Annotated in this window: 23 protein-coding genes; 14 read left to right on the plus strand and 9 right to left on the minus strand. The window is 33.7% G+C overall.

From position 1 onward, the window contains the following. The 8 genes from FC86_RS06680 to FC86_RS04045 form a co-directional block, all read left to right on the plus strand. Positions 1–602, plus strand: a 602-nt coding sequence (locus tag FC86_RS06680) for an ATP-binding protein (protein ID WP_476729717.1), incomplete at its 5' end; no start/stop codon positions are given. Then, positions 589–1425: an acetyl-CoA carboxylase carboxyltransferase subunit beta gene (locus tag FC86_RS04015; protein ID WP_056974786.1), complete on the plus strand. Its 837-nt coding sequence runs from the start codon at positions 589–591 to the stop codon at positions 1423–1425. The genes FC86_RS06680 and FC86_RS04015, both read left to right, overlap by 14 nt. Positions 1426–1437: 12 nt before the next feature. Then, the gene (gene accA / locus FC86_RS04020; protein ID WP_056974787.1) at positions 1438–2208 is read left to right on the plus strand and encodes an acetyl-CoA carboxylase carboxyl transferase subunit alpha; all 771 of its coding nucleotides are present in this window, start codon (positions 1438–1440) and stop codon (positions 2206–2208) included. A 19-nt stretch (positions 2209–2227) separates the two neighbouring features. Next, complete coding sequence (gene fabI, locus FC86_RS04025; RefSeq protein ID WP_056974788.1) at positions 2228–2986, plus strand: enoyl-ACP reductase FabI; 759 nt, start codon at positions 2228–2230, stop codon at positions 2984–2986. A 24-nt stretch (positions 2987–3010) separates the two neighbouring features. Beyond that, entirely contained in the window at positions 3011–3640 is a 630-nt protein-coding gene (locus FC86_RS04030) for a 4'-phosphopantetheinyl transferase family protein (protein WP_056974789.1), read from the plus strand. A gap of 1 nt (position 3641) precedes the next feature. Further along, positions 3642–4421 carry a biotin--[acetyl-CoA-carboxylase] ligase gene (locus FC86_RS04035; protein WP_056974790.1) on the plus strand — a complete coding sequence of 260 codons (780 nt, stop codon included), beginning with the start codon at positions 3642–3644 and terminating at the stop codon, positions 4419–4421. Positions 4422–4434: 13 nt separating this feature from the next. Next, a complete protein-coding gene (locus FC86_RS04040; RefSeq protein ID WP_056974791.1) occupies positions 4435–4962 on the plus strand; it encodes a biotin transporter BioY in 528 nt (175 codons plus the stop codon). A 75-nt stretch (positions 4963–5037) separates the two neighbouring features. Then, on the plus strand, positions 5038–5352 hold the full coding sequence (locus tag FC86_RS04045; protein ID WP_056974792.1) for a DUF898 family protein: 315 nt from the start codon (positions 5038–5040) through the stop codon (positions 5350–5352). 40 nt (positions 5353–5392) lie between these two features. Here FC86_RS04045 and FC86_RS04050 read toward each other — a convergent pair whose 3' ends face one another. The 4 genes from FC86_RS04050 to FC86_RS06470 form a co-directional block, all read right to left on the minus strand. After that, positions 5393–5671 (minus strand): hypothetical protein, encoded by a 279-nt coding sequence (locus FC86_RS04050; RefSeq protein WP_056974793.1) that lies wholly within the window; start codon positions 5669–5671, stop codon positions 5393–5395. 204 nt (positions 5672–5875) lie between these two features. After that, positions 5876–6949 (minus strand): zinc ribbon domain-containing protein, encoded by a 1074-nt coding sequence (locus tag FC86_RS04055; RefSeq protein WP_056974794.1) that lies wholly within the window; start codon positions 6947–6949, stop codon positions 5876–5878. A 178-nt stretch (positions 6950–7127) separates the two neighbouring features. Further along, positions 7128–7664 (minus strand): DUF5067 domain-containing protein, encoded by a 537-nt coding sequence (locus FC86_RS04060; protein ID WP_056974795.1) that lies wholly within the window; start codon positions 7662–7664, stop codon positions 7128–7130. A 299-nt stretch (positions 7665–7963) separates the two neighbouring features. Then, positions 7964–8623, minus strand: a complete 660-nt coding sequence (locus FC86_RS06470; protein ID WP_082618853.1) for a helix-turn-helix transcriptional regulator — start codon at positions 8621–8623, stop codon at positions 7964–7966. Positions 8624–8842: 219 nt separating this feature from the next. Here FC86_RS06470 and FC86_RS04070 point away from each other — a divergent pair, with 219 nt between their 5' ends. Further along, on the plus strand, positions 8843–9043 hold the full coding sequence (locus FC86_RS04070; protein ID WP_056974796.1) for a hypothetical protein: 201 nt from the start codon (positions 8843–8845) through the stop codon (positions 9041–9043). On the opposite strand, the gene FC86_RS04075 is transcribed toward FC86_RS04070, so the two are convergent. After that, positions 9040–9474 carry a GNAT family N-acetyltransferase gene (locus FC86_RS04075; protein WP_056974797.1) on the minus strand — a complete coding sequence of 145 codons (435 nt, stop codon included), beginning with the start codon at positions 9472–9474 and terminating at the stop codon, positions 9040–9042. The two genes, FC86_RS04070 and FC86_RS04075, sit on opposite strands and share 4 nt — an antisense overlap. A 14-nt stretch (positions 9475–9488) precedes the next feature. Continuing rightward, entirely contained in the window at positions 9489–10133 is a 645-nt protein-coding gene (locus FC86_RS04080) for a hypothetical protein (protein WP_056974798.1), read from the minus strand. Between the two features lie 128 nt (positions 10134–10261). Between FC86_RS04080 and FC86_RS04085 the strand changes: the two genes are divergently transcribed. Next, on the plus strand, positions 10262–10819 hold the full coding sequence (locus FC86_RS04085) for an NADH dehydrogenase subunit 3 (RefSeq protein ID WP_056974799.1): 558 nt from the start codon (positions 10262–10264) through the stop codon (positions 10817–10819). A 35-nt stretch (positions 10820–10854) separates the two neighbouring features. Here the strand turns inward: FC86_RS04085 and FC86_RS04090 are convergent, their stop codons facing one another. From FC86_RS04090 to FC86_RS06475, 3 genes are all read right to left on the minus strand, one after another. Next, complete coding sequence (locus FC86_RS04090) at positions 10855–11058, minus strand: hypothetical protein (RefSeq protein WP_056974800.1); 204 nt, start codon at positions 11056–11058, stop codon at positions 10855–10857. 86 nt (positions 11059–11144) lie between these two features. Next, positions 11145–12326: an ATP-binding protein gene (locus tag FC86_RS04095; RefSeq protein ID WP_056974801.1), complete on the minus strand. Its 1182-nt coding sequence runs from the start codon at positions 12324–12326 to the stop codon at positions 11145–11147. A gap of 22 nt (positions 12327–12348) precedes the next feature. Beyond that, complete coding sequence (locus FC86_RS06475; protein WP_082618854.1) at positions 12349–13485, minus strand: restriction endonuclease subunit S; 1137 nt, start codon at positions 13483–13485, stop codon at positions 12349–12351. A gap of 188 nt (positions 13486–13673) precedes the next feature. Here FC86_RS06475 and FC86_RS04105 point away from each other — a divergent pair, with 188 nt between their 5' ends. The 4 genes from FC86_RS04105 (at position 13674) to FC86_RS04120 (ending at position 16501) form a co-directional block, all read left to right on the plus strand. Continuing rightward, positions 13674–14189, plus strand: coding sequence for a DUF5067 domain-containing protein (locus FC86_RS04105; protein ID WP_056974802.1), 516 nt, complete (start codon positions 13674–13676; stop codon positions 14187–14189). A gap of 81 nt (positions 14190–14270) precedes the next feature. Then, positions 14271–14828 (plus strand): DUF5067 domain-containing protein, encoded by a 558-nt coding sequence (locus tag FC86_RS04110; RefSeq protein ID WP_056974803.1) that lies wholly within the window; start codon positions 14271–14273, stop codon positions 14826–14828. A 299-nt stretch (positions 14829–15127) separates the two neighbouring features. After that, positions 15128–15994, plus strand: a complete 867-nt coding sequence (locus FC86_RS04115; protein ID WP_056974804.1) for a replication initiator protein A — start codon at positions 15128–15130, stop codon at positions 15992–15994. A 27-nt stretch (positions 15995–16021) separates the two neighbouring features. After that, on the plus strand, positions 16022–16501 hold the full coding sequence (locus FC86_RS04120; protein WP_056974805.1) for a hypothetical protein: 480 nt from the start codon (positions 16022–16024) through the stop codon (positions 16499–16501). Positions 16502–16622: the final 121 nt, after the last annotated feature.

Consider the following 16622-nt stretch of genomic DNA (forward strand, 5'->3'; position numbering starts at 1 on the left):
AAATTGTGGTTAAAGCCTGTCAAGAAATCGGGTACTTGAATACTGGTACTTTTGAATTTTTGATGGATGAAGATCAAAACTTTTTCTTTATGGAAATGAATACAAGATTGCAAGTTGAACACACTGTTACTGAAGAAGTTAGTGGTGTTGAAATGATTAAGGCACAAATTAAAGTAGCTGCAGGTGAAGAACTTCCTTTTAAACAAGAAGATGTCAAAGCCACAGGCCATGCTTTAGAATGTCGAATTAATGCTCAAAATCCAGCTCAAAACTTCGCCCCTTCTCCTGGTCAAATCAAGAAATTGACTTTACCAATGGGGACACTCGGCGTCCGTATTGATACTGGTATTACATCAGATAGTTTCATCTCCCCTTACTACGATTCAATGATTGCCAAATTAATTGTGCACATGGACACACGTGAACAAACAATTAATAAGATGAAACGTTTACTAGGCGAATTTGAAATTGAAGGTGTTAAAAGTAATCACCTTTTCTTGAGAGATTTACTTTCTGATGAAACAGTCGAAAATGAAACCTTCAATAACGATTACATCGAACATTCATTCTTCAAAAGGTGGGTATCTGATGACACAAAATAATTTATTTCAATCACCAACGCCCGAACAACTAACAGAACGTATGGATCATATTCCATCTAATACAATGATGGCTTGCCCATATTGCCAAACTAAGTTCTTCAAAACACAACTTGATGAGTTTCGCCAATGTCCAGAATGTCATTATGGTTTTCGTCTATTAGCTCATGACCGCATTAAGTTATTGTGCGATTCTTTTGAAGAGACCGAAAAAGATTTAGCACCTTCAGCTACTGATTTTCCTGATGAAAAATACCAAAACAAGATTAAGCAAGCTAAAGCTAACACCGGTCTTAATGAAAGTGTTTTGACTGGTATAGCTAAAATTGCTGACCAAGATCTTGCTTTAGGTGTGATGGATCCCTACTTTATTATGGGTAGTCTTGGAAGTCAGACTGGTGAAAAAATCACACGTTTATTTGAACTAGCAACTAAGAAAAAATTACCTGTCGTTTTATTTACGGCTTCAGGTGGTGCTAGAATGCAAGAACGTATCTTTTCATTAATGCAGATGGCTAAGGTTTCTCGTGCTGTTAGCGAACACAAAAAAGCTGGATTATTCTACTTAACCGTATTAACTGATCCAACTACTGGTGGGGTAACCGCTAGTTTTGCTATGCAAGGTAATATCACAATGGCTGAACCGCACGCTTTAATTGGGTTTGCCGGTCAACGTGTTATCGAACAAACCATTCATCAAAAGGCTCCTAAAGATTTTCAAAGAGCTGAAACATTGATGAAAAATGGCTTTGTAGATTTAATTACCCCACGAGACAAACAAAAAGAAGTGATTGCCAAGCTATTGCGTTGGCATCAAGCAAAGTAACGAGGTGATTTTATGACAAAAAAAACCGCTTATGATAAAGTTCAAGCTGCTCGTCATCCTTCAAAAATCACGGCTGATAATTTAATTAGCGCGCTTTTTGAAGACTTTATTGAGCTTCACGGGGACCGTCACAATAAAGATGATGAAGCAATTAAAGCTGGTATTGGCACATTGAATCACCAACCAGTTACAATCATTGCCACACAAAAAGGTACTGATACAAAAGAAAACATCGATCGCCACTTTGGAAGTCCTGAACCTCAAGGTTATCGTAAAGCCTTGCGATTAATGAAAGAAGCTGAGCGCTTCAACCGTCCTATTATTACTTTCGTCAATACGCCTGGTGCTTATCCTGGTGTTGATGCAGAGTACAATGGACAAGGTGACGCTATTGCGCAGTGTTTAATCGAAGGGGCTCAACTTTCTGTTCCTTACCTCTCCGTTATTTATGGAGAAGGTGGAAGTGGTGGTGCGTTAGCACTTGCTTGCGGAGATCAAGTTTGGATGTTTGAAAATAGTACTTATTCTGTTTTATCTCCTGAAGGTTACGCAGCTATTTTATGGAAAGATGCAAAATTAGTTGAGCAAGCTTCTGAAGACTTAAAATTAACACCTGAGCAGTTAATCAAAGAAGAAATTATTGATAAAATTGTACCAGAAGTTAATGATATAACTTCAGCTAAGAAGCTACAAAAATTACTAACAGCTGAAATCGATAAATTACAAGCACTTTCAACAGAAGATTTATTAAACCAAAGAAAACAACGTTTTAGAAAATTTTAATTGATGGAGTGAACACTTAATGAGTACGTTAATGCAAGGAAAGAAAATTGTCGTAATGGGAGTTGCTAACTCTCGCAGTATCGCTTGGGGTTGTGCTAGAGCACTTGAAGAAAACGGTGCTGAAGTTATTTATACCTACCAAAATGATCGTATGAAAAAAAGCCTAACAAGAACTGTTGGTGAAGATAAATCAATGGTAGCTTGTGATGTTGCTGATGATGATAACGTCACAAAGGCATTTGAAGAAATTCATGAAAAACACGGTAATATTGATGGTGTTATCCATGCTGTTGCTTTTGCAGATAAAGAAACACTTGAAGGCGGCGTGTTAAACACAAAACGTGATGGTTACCGTATGGCTCAAGATATTAGTTCATATTCACTTATTGCTGTTTCTCGTGCTGCTAGCCGTATCATGAACGAAGGTGGAAGTATTGCCACACTAACTTACTTCGGTTCAACTCGTGCTATCCCTAACTACAACATGATGGGAATTGCAAAAGCTGCCCTTGAATCAAGTGTCCGTTACTTAGCACGTGACTTAGGTCCACAAAAAATTCGTGTGAACTCAATTTCTGCTGGTGCTATGAAAACACTAGCTGTAACAGGAATCAAAGAACATTCTAAATTACTTCAACTTTCACGCGACTTGACAGTTGATGGTAATGAAGTCACACTTGAAGAAATTGGAAATGTGGCTACATTCTTAATGAGTCCACTTTCAACTGGTGTGACTGGTGATATTATCTACGTTGACAAAGGTGTTCACCTTTCATAATAATTTTTATTTTTTGGAGGTACCATGTCAGGTCTTTATCATCTCAAATACGATACGATAGACAATACCCTTCATCAACCACTCTTTCAACAATTCAATCAATCGAAGCATTGCTTTGAGTTACCCAAAAATGAATTAAAACAAAAACAATTTATCTTAGGAAGAAAATTATTGGCCGATTTATCCGGTCTGCCACTTAAGGGTCTTCTTTCAAATGAATTATTTTCGTTTAGTTCGCTAGGGAAACCAACACTCAAAAAAAGCAATGCTTTTTTCTTTAGTATTGCTCATTCAAACCATTATGTTATTGTCGCAACCAGTCAAACTAACATCGGTGCTGATATTGAGCAATATCAATCAATCAACCCGAAACGATTTCATCGGGCTTTTTCAGCCAAAGAATGGGATTATCTGATGACACTTCATCAAGATGAACAATCCTACACCGCACTCAAACTCTGGACAATTAAAGAAGCGGTTCTTAAAGCAATTGGCGTCGGCCTGCCAGGCAACCCAAAGTCCGTTGAAATTGATCTTTCGACTTTTAAATCTGCCAAAAGATATAACCGAGAATTCACATTGTTTGATCATTCAACACGGCACTATCTACTCAGTGTTGCGTTAGAAAATTCAATACAATCAAAGGATAATTAAAATGGCCTCAACCTTTTCAAAAACTGACTTACTTCATCACCAACCAAATCTCAAAGAATTCAATATTGAGTTCTTTGAGAGCATTGATTCTACAAGTAGTTATGCTAAGCGTTATGTTGAATCAAATCAGGCTGTTCTGCCGAGCATTTTTGCCACAACTAAACAAACGGCTGCTTACGGCAAAGAAAGTCGAACATTTTTTAGCCCAAAAGGGTTATATGCAACGCTAGTTCTACCTATCACAAATCTGAAAGAGCTTAATCCGGGGTTACTCACAATTTCAGCGGGTTTAGGCGTACTTGATACTTTAACGGATTATTTTCCCCACCAGTTTTTCCAATTAAAGTGGGTTAATGATATTTTGTTAAATCATAAAAAATGTGGCGGTATTTTGACCGAATTAATTCAAGACCAATCTCAAAGATATTACTTAGTTCTAGGTATTGGATTGAATCTTCAAACTCCCACCCTACCAGATGAACTATGGTCTATTGCAACTACAATTGATATGGTGGCTAATGCTAATTACTCAATATTGTTAGCTGATTTAGTGGCTAATACACTCCACAGGTTAACTAATCAAACCAGTCCGCACCTTATAGTTGAATACAAACATCATTCAAACTTACTAGGACATAAAATCACAGTAAAAGGGCATCAAAAAGCTCACACGGGCTTTGTGCGTGACTTTGATAAACTGGGTGGTCTGATACTTGAAAATGAATCAGATAACCAATTATTAACCTTTTATAGTGGTGATGTTATCAAAATTCTATACTAATCTTGGAGGATTTATGACAATCAAAGATGTAACTTACACTGCCTTATTTACGGCATTAATCATTGTTTTAGGAGTATTTCCTCCTATTTCAATTGCCATTCTCCCCGTTCCTTTAGTTATCCAAAACTTTGGTGTGCTTCTAGCTGCCATGATTTTAGGACCTAAAAGAGGAACGCTGTCCGTTTTTATATTTTTAGTTCTTGTTGCATTAGGACTACCTTTTCTAACAGGTGGTCGAGGTGGATTTGGAGTCTTCTTCGGTGCCACAAGCGGTTACTTAATCGCTTGGTTAGGTATGCCACTTGTGATTGGTTTAGTCAGACGTCTGTTTGGACAGTCAGATAAGTGGTACGCCACATTCGCGAGCTTAATAGTTGGTGGTATCTCGTTCGCTGATATTATAGGTTCAGTCGGTATTAGCCTTGTGTCATCTATTCCCTACTTTAAAGCTTTGAGTTCAAATATTGTCTTTTTACCAGGAGACTTAGTCAAAGTCGTTTTAACTTTAATCATCTATCAACGTGTTAAAAAACATATTTAACTATTCACATAGCCTCTTCAACCAAATATGTGATATCTTAATTAAGTATCTAATTAAAAAAAGGATTGAATTATCATGAGTATAAACAAATCAGGCTCTTATTTTGATGGCGGATTACTTCAATTTATCGGCTGGACCTTATTAGGTCTTTTAGTGACGGTCTGTACTTTGGGGATTTGCTACCCATGGGCCATTACTATGCAATATGGTTGGCAAATCAATCATACTATTGTAGAGGGCCGTCGATTAAAATTTACGGGATCTGCAGTAGGACTATTTGGACATTGGATTAAATGGTTGCTACTGTCAATTATCACATTAGGCATATATAGTTTCTGGGTTAGAATCAAATTACTTGATTGGAAAGCTCGACATACTATCTACGCATAAAAAAACACCTTGATATTTATAATATCAAGGTGTTTTTATCTTATCGTGTTTCTTGCACACGGCTATTTAAAAAGTGAAGACCTTCCGCATTAATCTTATCGATTAATAAACTGAAATAATCACTGTTAGGTTTTTGACGAATGTTAATTTTAACGAAGTTGCGTTCCTTAAAATCATCTAGTGCTTCTTTAATTTGATCAAAGTTTACACCATTTTCTTCTTCGAATTTTTCTAAATCTTTACGATTCACAAATCCTTTTCTATTCATTTCATTGTAAATATAAACCATCAATAAGGTTTCTAATCTTTCAGATGTCATTTAATCATTCCTTCTCTATTAGTAGAATTATTCTAGCATAAGGAAAGATAAATAATCTAATTTTAACCTCCATTAAATTTGATTAAATCGAATAAAACCCGCATAAATTCAGTCATTACTTTTTTTGATAATCGTTGCGTCTTGTTAAGACTATCCACAAGCAGTAGCGTGAGTTATTCACTTAAGATACCTGATATAGTGGTTTTATCTTTTTTTCTGAAATAAACGATAAAGTGAAAAGATAACCATCAGTGCCATTGCGACAAAGAAAATATTGGCCGTTATACCAAAAATTCCTGTGTTAGGATTTAGTACACTACCTGAATAAGAGCCTAAAAAGTGGTTAGCTTTTTCCTTCACATAATAAATCATAATACCAAAAATTCCTACTTCTAAAATAGCTGCTACAGCTCCTAGAAATCGTAGTATTTTGAAACGCGTAAAACAAGACAAGACAATAACTAGGATAGGCATTAAGACTAATCCATATCCTAAAGATTGAATGAATCCAGCACTACCACCAGCAGAACCGCCGAAGAATTGACCTACACCTTCAATCATTTTAATATATGATGTTGTTTGACCGACAAGGCCATATAAGCTGACATTACTATTTGAAATGAATCCTGATCCCAAAACCCCAAATAATGTTCCCATACTAGACATGAAAAGTAAGAATGAAGACCAACCTGAACCATTTCGTTTAACGTAGGTCTTTTTTTGATAGTAATTTTTGTGTTTTTTCTGAGTTGTACGTTTATCAGTTGATGTTTGAACAGCATCATTCTGATTATTGCTGTCGTTTTTCTCAACTCCTGAACCGTCAGAACTATTAGCTGGTTCTTCTTCAGTAGTTTTGCGTGTTGCATTCGCTTCTTGAATACCGTCTTGAAATCTTTGGGTCACTTTACCATAAAAGTCACGTAGCTGTTGGTTAGTTTTGATTGTTTGCCCTTTACTTGAAAGTGCCTTCATGTATAGCACAATTGCAGCTATAATCAATAATAAAAAGCCTAACCACTTAGAGAATAATGTAAACAAGAATATTAAGCCATAAATCGTATGTGACAATTCAAAATTGTTTTGCAAGAACTGTTTTAATTTGATTAATCGTTTTTTATTAGGCTTATACTTCTCAAAATCTCGGACTACTTTTTGACCTGCTCCTACTTTTTGACCACACTTTGGGCAAAACTTTGCATCTTCACTAAGAATTGTGCCACATTTTGAGCACTTCTTAGTTTCTTTATCATTTTTTCTGGTTAATTTTTCAGTCATTAACCTCACAACCTTTCAATATTTTTCTATTATCGATTATGACATAAATCATGGATAAAACAATTAATCTAACTTACTCTCGCAGAAAATTCTCTATAACTATTTACTCAAATAAAAAAGAATAACTTCAGAATTAATCTGAAATTATTCTTCGAAAATTACATAGGTTATACTGTTTTTATTGTAATTTCAACTCAGCTGTTGCTACTTTTTCACCATTAAAACCGTTAGTTAGCTGTATTTTGACTGTATTATTTTTATCATCTTCAAGTGCATATGTCGCTTCACCATGGATTGTTGCTCCTGGTTTAATAGGTTGCTTATCTTCGCCAATACCTTTATAGGTATCCTTCAATTCTTTGCCTTTTTCATTAACAGCCACCTTAGGCAAAGAATTGGTTTGAAATACATCTAAACCACTAATCCAGGCATCACTCAATGGAATATCTTGATCTGATTTATTTGTTACATCAAACCATATCTTTAAATAAGGTGTGTCAAAAATTGAATCTTTAGGTGCTGCAACTTTTTGAAACTCTAACAACTTAATTTCAAGGTTGCTCAATTTAGCAGTATTCTTCACAAAACCAATATTGGTATCGGTTACTTGATAGTTGCTATCTTGAATCTTAGTTGGTTCGGCTTGATTGTTTTTTCCTGAACATCCTGTTAATAGTAAGCTACCAAATAAACATGTTATAGCTAATTTTTTCATTTTCTTACCCCTTAAAATATATTGACTGAAACATACAAGTTTCTTGAGTTATACTAAGCAAGTCAAATCTAATTAAAGACTATAGTATGTTACATGAACAAACAAGCTTATATCATTCACATTTTGTCTTATACTCAATTAGGATGGAATGGGGGAACTGAAATCGAAAACTGAAGACAAGCGAAAAGTCATAAAATATGATTAAATCAACTTTTTATGACTTTTTGATATTATCAAATTAAAAACACAAAGCCTTATTACAATTTCTAATCCAAACACCTAATCAGACAAATTGTAACTTACTTAAATAAGTTACAAACTAAATCTTTCCACGAAATGCTTTGAATTGCTTTATACCGACAACAGATATCAACTGCAATTGTTAATACTAAAACATGAATGATAGTTCCAACATAAGCTCCAGTAACAGAAGAAATTAAATTATCTAATCCTTGTTTTGAAATCAGTCCAATATTTGTAGATACAATTCCTATAACAAAATTCACAGATCCCAAAATTAATATTCTCTTTATCGAATTGACAGCTTCATCTAACCTCTTTTTACTTTTCTTATTTAACACTTTTGATATAAAGCTTGTATTAATAATCAATAAAATGGTAATAATAGGAAGTCGAACTATATACGCCAAAGATATATACGACAAAAAGATGAGTATTAATTGTAATCCAACCAAATAAGCTAATGATTGATCATTAGCTTCATTATTATCAGCTTCTATTTTTGCTAAAAAATCCGTATATGTACAATCTTCTCTTAAATCATCAATCAAAATATCAAACGCTTGGCTAATGATAGACAATAGATTATCATCTGGCATACTCCTATCATTTTCCCAACCCGAAACTGTTTTTCGTGAAACATTGACTTTTTCAGCTAATTCATGCTGAGTTAAATTATTTTTTTTGCGTATGATTTTTATTTTCTTAGAAAAACTCATAGATGTTTATCTCCTAATAATTTTTAACCTTGCATAACTTAATTTTAACATATAAAATGATTTGTCATTTTTGGTCTATTTTGAGATAAATAAAAAAGGATAAGTTTACTAAAATTTATCGAACTTATCCTTTTTAAAATTAATCATTGATGGCTGACAATCACTCAATTTATGCTAAAATTATTACCATAATAACCAAATAAAAGAGAGGTTCTTCAAATGAACGAACAAGAAAAACAGCAACAAAAGTTAATTAAGCGAACCTATATCTACTTTATTGTTGGATTCGCTTTTTTTGCCTTTATCTTCATCGCTGCATTAATTCAAAATATTCCATTATTTACAATCATCGGGTTAATCGGTGCCGTTGCTTGTTTAGCTAGTGGTTGGGTTATGTATCGTAAACTCAAGCATCTCTAAAGAAATTTAATCATCCAGATATGTTCGATTGGGGCATTATCTAACAAATAAACTTCGCCAAAAGGCTCGTATCCTTTTTTTTCGTAGAATTTTTGAGCTGAAACACGTGCTTCTAGTACGACTTCAGCTCTTTTTTGATACCTGGCTTCAGTTTCCATTGCCATCAGTAAATTACTGCCGACACCTGAAGCTTGAATCTCAGTATCCACACATAAGTAATCCACTTTGGCACGCTTTTCATTCACGTAAGATAAACTCCCCATGCCAAGCAATTGTTCTCCATTAAATGCTCCGACAACGTAGCCGCTTTCTTCACCAGATAAATCTTCATCACGAATATCTAAGTTCAACGGTTGCTTCATCACCCGATTGCGTAAATCGAGTGTTTCTTGATAACGGTCTGACCCATAATCAATTGTTTTTAATTGCATTTTTCTAAAACTCCTTAAACTAATAAAAATGTAATCGTTTGATCACTATATGACGTCACAATTTTATCACGCGTGGGATTCTCATTAAACTGCTTCAATGCTTCTTCAAAAGTCATTGACTGAACACTTTCTTTTGAAAACGCAATCTCGCGGTGTTCTTTAACAGACGAAATACCTTGAATGTAACCTGCGGCGATAAATTCATGACTAAAGTTGAAAATTACGCCATAAACCTCAACATGAGTGTGATTATTCTCATCCAAACAATCTCGATAGGCTCTAACTAAGACATCTTTAGTTGTAAAAGTTGGGTTATCATTCCCCTTATCTAGCAGAATGGCTTTGCGTGATAACTTGCGCATCATGTAAGCCAATGGCTTATATAGTAACCCTGATGAAATTGTTGAAATCACAAATGTCAGCAACAAAGTGACTGGATTATTGAAGTCAGATAAATGAGGTTGATGTAAAACGTCTGACAATGCAAAAGAAATTGACAGTCCAATCAAACTAGGCAGTAGTGAAAAACCTAGAACAAAAATACGCTTATCTCCTTCACTGCCATCAAGTGATAAGTAGCCTCTTTGACTGAGGAAGCGATAGAGTAGATAACCTGGAAATCCCCCTGTAATGAGTGGAATTGATAAATTGGTAAACATTTTTTCTCCTCCTTTATTTTTTAATATACACTTGATTACCTTTAATGAAAATCCCCAACCCTTTTTAATCCACATTTTTAGTGATTTAGCGTATACTAAAATTAATACATAGAATTGGAGGAATTCAAATGGATTTTGTTAAATCAGAGAAAGTGAAATATTTTTGTCTAGGTATTTTAACCGTAGCTATTTTGGTTGGAATTATCTTTATCATTCCTTGGGCTAAGGTTTGGGACACTTTGACGACTTCATTAGTCATTGCCTTCGTGGCAGTTGTGGCTTTAATTGTGATTTTATTGGTTTACCACTACCTAAGTAAAGACCAATTCAGCAATAAAGAAGGTCAAAATCAACTTTCTATGACACTTGCAGCGGTTCAAACCCCTACTCAAGAAGATTTGCTAAAATTACAATCTTTAATCAATCCACTCCCTTTTAAACAAGAACATTATGCTAACCATAACAAGTTAGAAGCTTTAATTACCTTGTTCTGTCAAAAACATAAAGAAGATGCCAAGTTGAACAAAAAAGAAGATCAAGAAATCTTCCGCCTACTTGCTCACTTAGTCCTTGTTTATAACAATGAATTGAAATACAAATCAATTATCAAAAGTAATGCCAGTGTTGAAGCGCAACTTGTACAAAACTACAAGCTAGATGACTTACTACACGAGTTACAAAAATAAACCAAAAAAGACCCGACTAATTAGTCAGGTCTTTTTTATTGTTCATAATCATTAAATCTTTCAGGATTTAACACGACTTGTTTAATAACAGTTCCACACTTGGCACAGAAGTAATACTCAATATCTGAATCACGATTAAACAGTTTAACAGGATAATTACTTAATCGTGCATAATAGGTTTGACGACCAACTTTAACTTCCATACTCCCACAATCAGGACAACTTAACTTCTTATTCATTAGATTTTCCTCCGTTTTTTGATAACTTGGCTATAGTCTAACACTGAACTGGGGAAGTGCAAGAGTTAGAACATTAAAAAGCTTGTTCAATTAGTTTGTTGTCTCATATCGTTTAGAGCCAATTTGACCATCATCGTAGTAGCCATGGAGTCTACTTGTTGAGGAACATGACTATCTGATTTTAATTCCTTTTTGTATTCTAATACCTTCATCTCATAATAACTAATATTATGTTGGATAAAATTAATAACTTCTGATTTCTCTACTTCATTAATAAAAATAGGAATACTATCTATCTGGTCTTTAGACACAGGGTCGCCAGAAAAAGAAAACATCATATGAATTAATAACCTAGATAATTCTAATTCCATAGAATTATGGAAATAATGAAAACATAACTTTATCGTATCGGATTGAAAATACTCAATAGGTAAAAATGATTTTTTCGGAGATACTACAATTCCTCTCGCACCATCAATATAATACACTATCGAACGAAACATCACAGTCTGATGATACTTAACTTGAATTACGCTTGGACACGAATCTTGATTATCATTAATTATTGTAAAACCAGGATTTCCTCCTTGAGATATTTCCTCATCTTCAAACATTTCAATAGTGTATTCAGGAAACTTACTATAATACCAAGATTTTCCCGAAGAACTGCTAATCATTTCTTCCCAAGAATCTACATCACAAATATAATTTAAGACTCGGTCTTTAGGATACGGTATTAACCCAAATCTATAAGACCAAAGTTTTTCAATATCATGAATTTCAGCTTGCTTATTTTTGGGAGTATTTTTCGCACCTTTTCGAACATATATTTGATTAGGGTTGACCGCTCCGAAACGTTCAGATAAATAATAAGGCACAGTTGCTGTTTTTTTGATAATCAAAACATCTATTTCATTTTGCATGGCTGTTACGATTGTCTTTAATTGTATTTTAGGAATATATCCCCCAGCCCACTTCTTACCACTTTCTATAAAATCTAAATAATCTTCAGTCGTCCATCTATTCTTGTAATTTTGCACACCAATAACTTTAACTGGTGAGTCGGATACGCCCATTATGATATAGGCATCTCTATTACTTAAGTTATTAGCCATGCAGATAATATCATGTAACAAATCTTGCTTCTTTTTGTTCTTGTCGCTCTCACTTTCAGGAATATAAGGTTTTTCCTTAAAATCCCAATATTCCCCTTCTGTTCCTTCATAAATCAATTCTCTAATTATATTTTCTAAACTTGTATCGGTCATTTACTCCTCCTGAATTATATATTTAACAAAATAACTTTTGTAAATATGCATTTTTCAGATTGACTATACTGCTTCTTTTTTTCTTGTATAATTCTAATTCTTGCCCTGCAAGAGTAACTAAATTAGCTATTTTATCTTGTTCTTCTCTGCTAGGTGTAGGAATATCAACATGACTAAATGTCTCTCTTCTTAATGACTTTGCTGTTGTTCCCACTGAAAATCTTAAAAATACGTTGCTTTTTGTTTGTAAGACTGCCAATAAATAAAGAGGGTTAATATCTTTGAAATTATAAAGCCCATATGCTCTTTGGTGTAATGAGTATTTACCTTTAAAATATCTAGGATAAAATTTAGATCCTTCCCCTGGGTAAACTATAACTTCTTCATCAAAATCAAAAGTGTTTAAATATTTAATTTCTGAAGATCTATCAAAAAAGGCATATTTTCCTCCTTTAATATTATCCTCAACATTTTTATTTCCTGTTTTTATGCTTATTAAATTAGTTAACGGACTTGTATCAAATGAAGAATCATACCCTTCAAATCTTAAATTAGGAACCAAGGCTGAATTAATCATTGTTAACTTAACAATTAACCATTTTAGATACTCTTCTTTTAAAGAAATTTTTTTGTTGTATAAACCTATCAACTTATCTAACTTAGCAAAAAACTCCCCTATTTTTTCTTGTTCTTTTACACTAGAAGGAAGTACTAATGACACCTCTTTTAAATCTTTAGAATTGACTGCTTGAAATGTTGAGCCTGAACTAATTTTTGACCAATACTCTTCGATAAATAATTTTTGAAGATAGGTATATATATAATTATTCCCTTTTATTCCAGCTACACCTCGTCCTAAAACAACACTATCAAAATTATTCATAGCAACCTCACCAACAGGGGCTCTTACTGTCAAAATAATGTCCCCTTTTTGAGATTCTTTAGTTACCTGTGTTGTATAGATTCTAGGTTTAACTACACCATCATCTAAATCAGCGTTTCCTTGAACAAGTATTTCGTCATTAGGATTATCTGTATAATTTACAGAGTGTGGAGATTGTCCCATAGTTATGTTAGCTATGTTTTCTAATTTGTTCTCTTCCCACTCATCTTGAAATCCTTTAAATCTTAACTTCGGTACTCGAGTTTTATTACTCATGCCATCAACTCTCCATAACTGTCTTTGATAGTTTCATTATATCGTTTAACACCATCTTAACCAAGTTATGACAGAATTATTTTAATCTCCTAGCCTTTTTAACTCTTTTATAAGATGCCTTATAAATTGTGATTTTAACCCTTATTCTTGTTATAGTGAGCTTAAGTTTTGAACGGAGGATAAAATCAATGAAGAAAAGTTTAGCCGGATTAATATTGAGTGGTGCTTTATTGCTAGCGGGGTGTTCTGCTAATAACAATTCAACCCATACCAATTCTCAATCAGATGTTTCAAAAGATAATGAGGTAACTTATCAAGATAACGTTGCCAACACCAAGCGAATGCGAGTAGAAATCACGGATCATAAAGTCATTAATCCCGGGGAAAAAGGTAATGAAGAAGGTGTTATCCCAATCATGGTGTTTTGGTACACAGCAACGAACAAGACAGACCAAGGACTAACTCCTAGCGATATTTGGGGTCTACTTTTTACTGCCTATCAAGGTAATACAACGCCACTTGAGGGACAAGATGTTGAAGAATCTATTAGAATTGGTCACCCTTTGGCTCCTATTGAACAAAATCACAGTGCACAAAACATGACTGCCCTCAAATTATATGATAAAACTGCACCATTCAAACTGGTGATTGAAGATAAACTTACTAATCAAAAACTCGGCGAACAAGAATTCCCGATTAAATAGTGTAAAATAATCCAAATTGGACATGACCACTTTTTTCAAGTATAGTTATGTGGTATTGAAAAAATTTGGAGGATATTATTAATGAAGAAAAGTTTAACTATTGTAACACTAGCTAGTGCAATGCTATTAGCTGGTTGTTCATCAAATAATTCAAATAGTTCAAATAACAATTCGGGGGCAACTTCTCAAGAAACATCCAGTAGCTCATCTCAAGTTGACTTGAATAAAGTTGGTTTTTCAAATGGTACTGCTGTTTTAGATGATTTATCAATTCAAATTACTGATCACAAAGTTATTCAAAAAGGCGAACAAGGAAACGAATACGGAGATAAACCGGTACTTGCAATTTGGTATAAAACAACCAACAAAACAGACAAAGAAATTTCCGCTACTATGGCATGGCAAGCAGTATTTAGTGCCTACCAAGACAACGACCCTAACAAAGAGAATAAATTAAATGTTGGAATGTTACCTGATAGTAACTTTAGAGACTCTCAACTGGCTAATATCAAAAAAGGCGGAACTGTAGAAAATGCTGTTTCTTATGAGTTAACAGATATGACTACACCTGTTCAACTTGTTGCCAAAAAAGGATTCTTTGGTGAAAAATTAGGCGAACAAACTTTTGAGATTAAATAACACAAAAAAGACAGCTCTTATAGCTGTCTTTTTGTTTACTTATGATAAATGTTTGACTTTGGTTTTTAATTAATGTTTAATTAAATTATGAATAAAAAAACGACCGTTCTTGCCGGAACGGTCGACGATATTAGATTTTTAAAAATGAAGACCATGAAGATAAAAAACGTAGTAGTTTTTAATGGCGATCAATCAAAATTAAAAAACTATAAGAAAAGTTTCCCAACATTTCTTTGATTTATACGTTAATTATACCATCTTCATTTTAAAAATCAAAAAAATTTAAGGAGATTTTTAAAATGAATCAATTTTTTATGTTTGATAAACAACTACTCGAGGACAAAAGACTAACTAATGATGAAAGAGTTTGCTACATGCTACTAGCTGATAGAATGAAATCATCAGTTAAAAGAAGTGAATTTTTTGATGCTAAAAAGCAAGCTTACTATGTGATTTATACAATTGTTGAACTAATTGAAACGCTAGGAACTAAACGTAACAAAACAATTAACATTCTAAAGAACCTAGAAAAGTATGGCTACATCGTCAAAAAAAGAACTTATAGCAAAGCAACCAAATTATTCTTGCCAAACTTTGAAGATGTGACAACTAAAGAAGTTGTAAGTTTAGATGACAAACCTACAGAAGTTTACCAAACAAACTCTAATCAAACTAACCTTAACCAAACTCATACAAATGATACAACTGACACCTGGGAAATTTTAGAAGAAATTATTGAACACAAAGTTAAGCCACAAGAACAATCAGAATCTATAACAGAAACCCCACAACCTCAAGTCACTCAGACTTTTGAAGAAGAGACTTTAGATGTTTTAGAACAATCTTTAGTTGAAACTGGACTGCCAAAATCACTTGTTAATACCTTGAAAGCTTACTCGTTTAATAATTCCGACAAGTTGTATCAGTATGCGGGTTTGATTTTTAAAGCCAAAAGTGTGGCAAAGAAAAATGCTGAACGAGTAATTGGGCAAGCAACAACTGCCTTTCAATTTGAATCTAATTCCTTAATGACAACCAAACTCGCAACCGATATCAAAAAAATAATTATCACCTCACACCGTGTCGCCAAAAACAAAGCTGCTTACATTATGCGTTCGCTTATCAATTTATTTGAAGAGCAAGCCAACGCTTATTTGATAGCGTAATTAAACAAGGATAGGAAAAACTACTACATGAACTCAGAATACGAAAAGCTACTCGAAAAATGTCAGATTGCAAATACTTTAATTCAAGAAAATGAACTTGATTATGCTTTTTTTGGCAAATCAACCGATGAACAAGACAATATAACAGTAGATGATTTCACTTTTTATGGGATTAAATATGCCGATAGTTCAACGTATGAACAGTATCTCACTCGGGTTGATTTACATGCCATTGATCTCGATAATTTCGATAGCCGACGCATTACAATTTTGGCCAAGTATGATGCAAACCATGCCACGATTGTTCTAAAAGATTATGAGACTGATGTTGAACATCATCACTTGATTGGTAATAGCTTAATTAGCGAGTATAACGGGGAGTTGTACTTTGCTGATGAAGAATTAATTGGTGGGGATCATCAAGGTATTTTTTCTAAATTCATGAAGGAAACAACAGGATTAACCACTTGGATTAGTCATCAAGAAAATAATCCTATTTTGGATTAAACTATTTTCCCAAAAATGTTAGGATGATGGCAGATAATACTGTTCAGTAATAACTTTTCAAAATCAGAGTAAATCATGCATTATGCAATTGATGGTCTTTTTTTAACTTACTTAAACATTC

It is taken from the genome of Holzapfeliella floricola DSM 23037 = JCM 16512 (assembly GCF_001436605.1).
In the GTDB taxonomy this organism is placed as follows: Bacteria; Bacillota; Bacilli; order Lactobacillales; family Lactobacillaceae; genus Holzapfeliella; species Holzapfeliella floricola.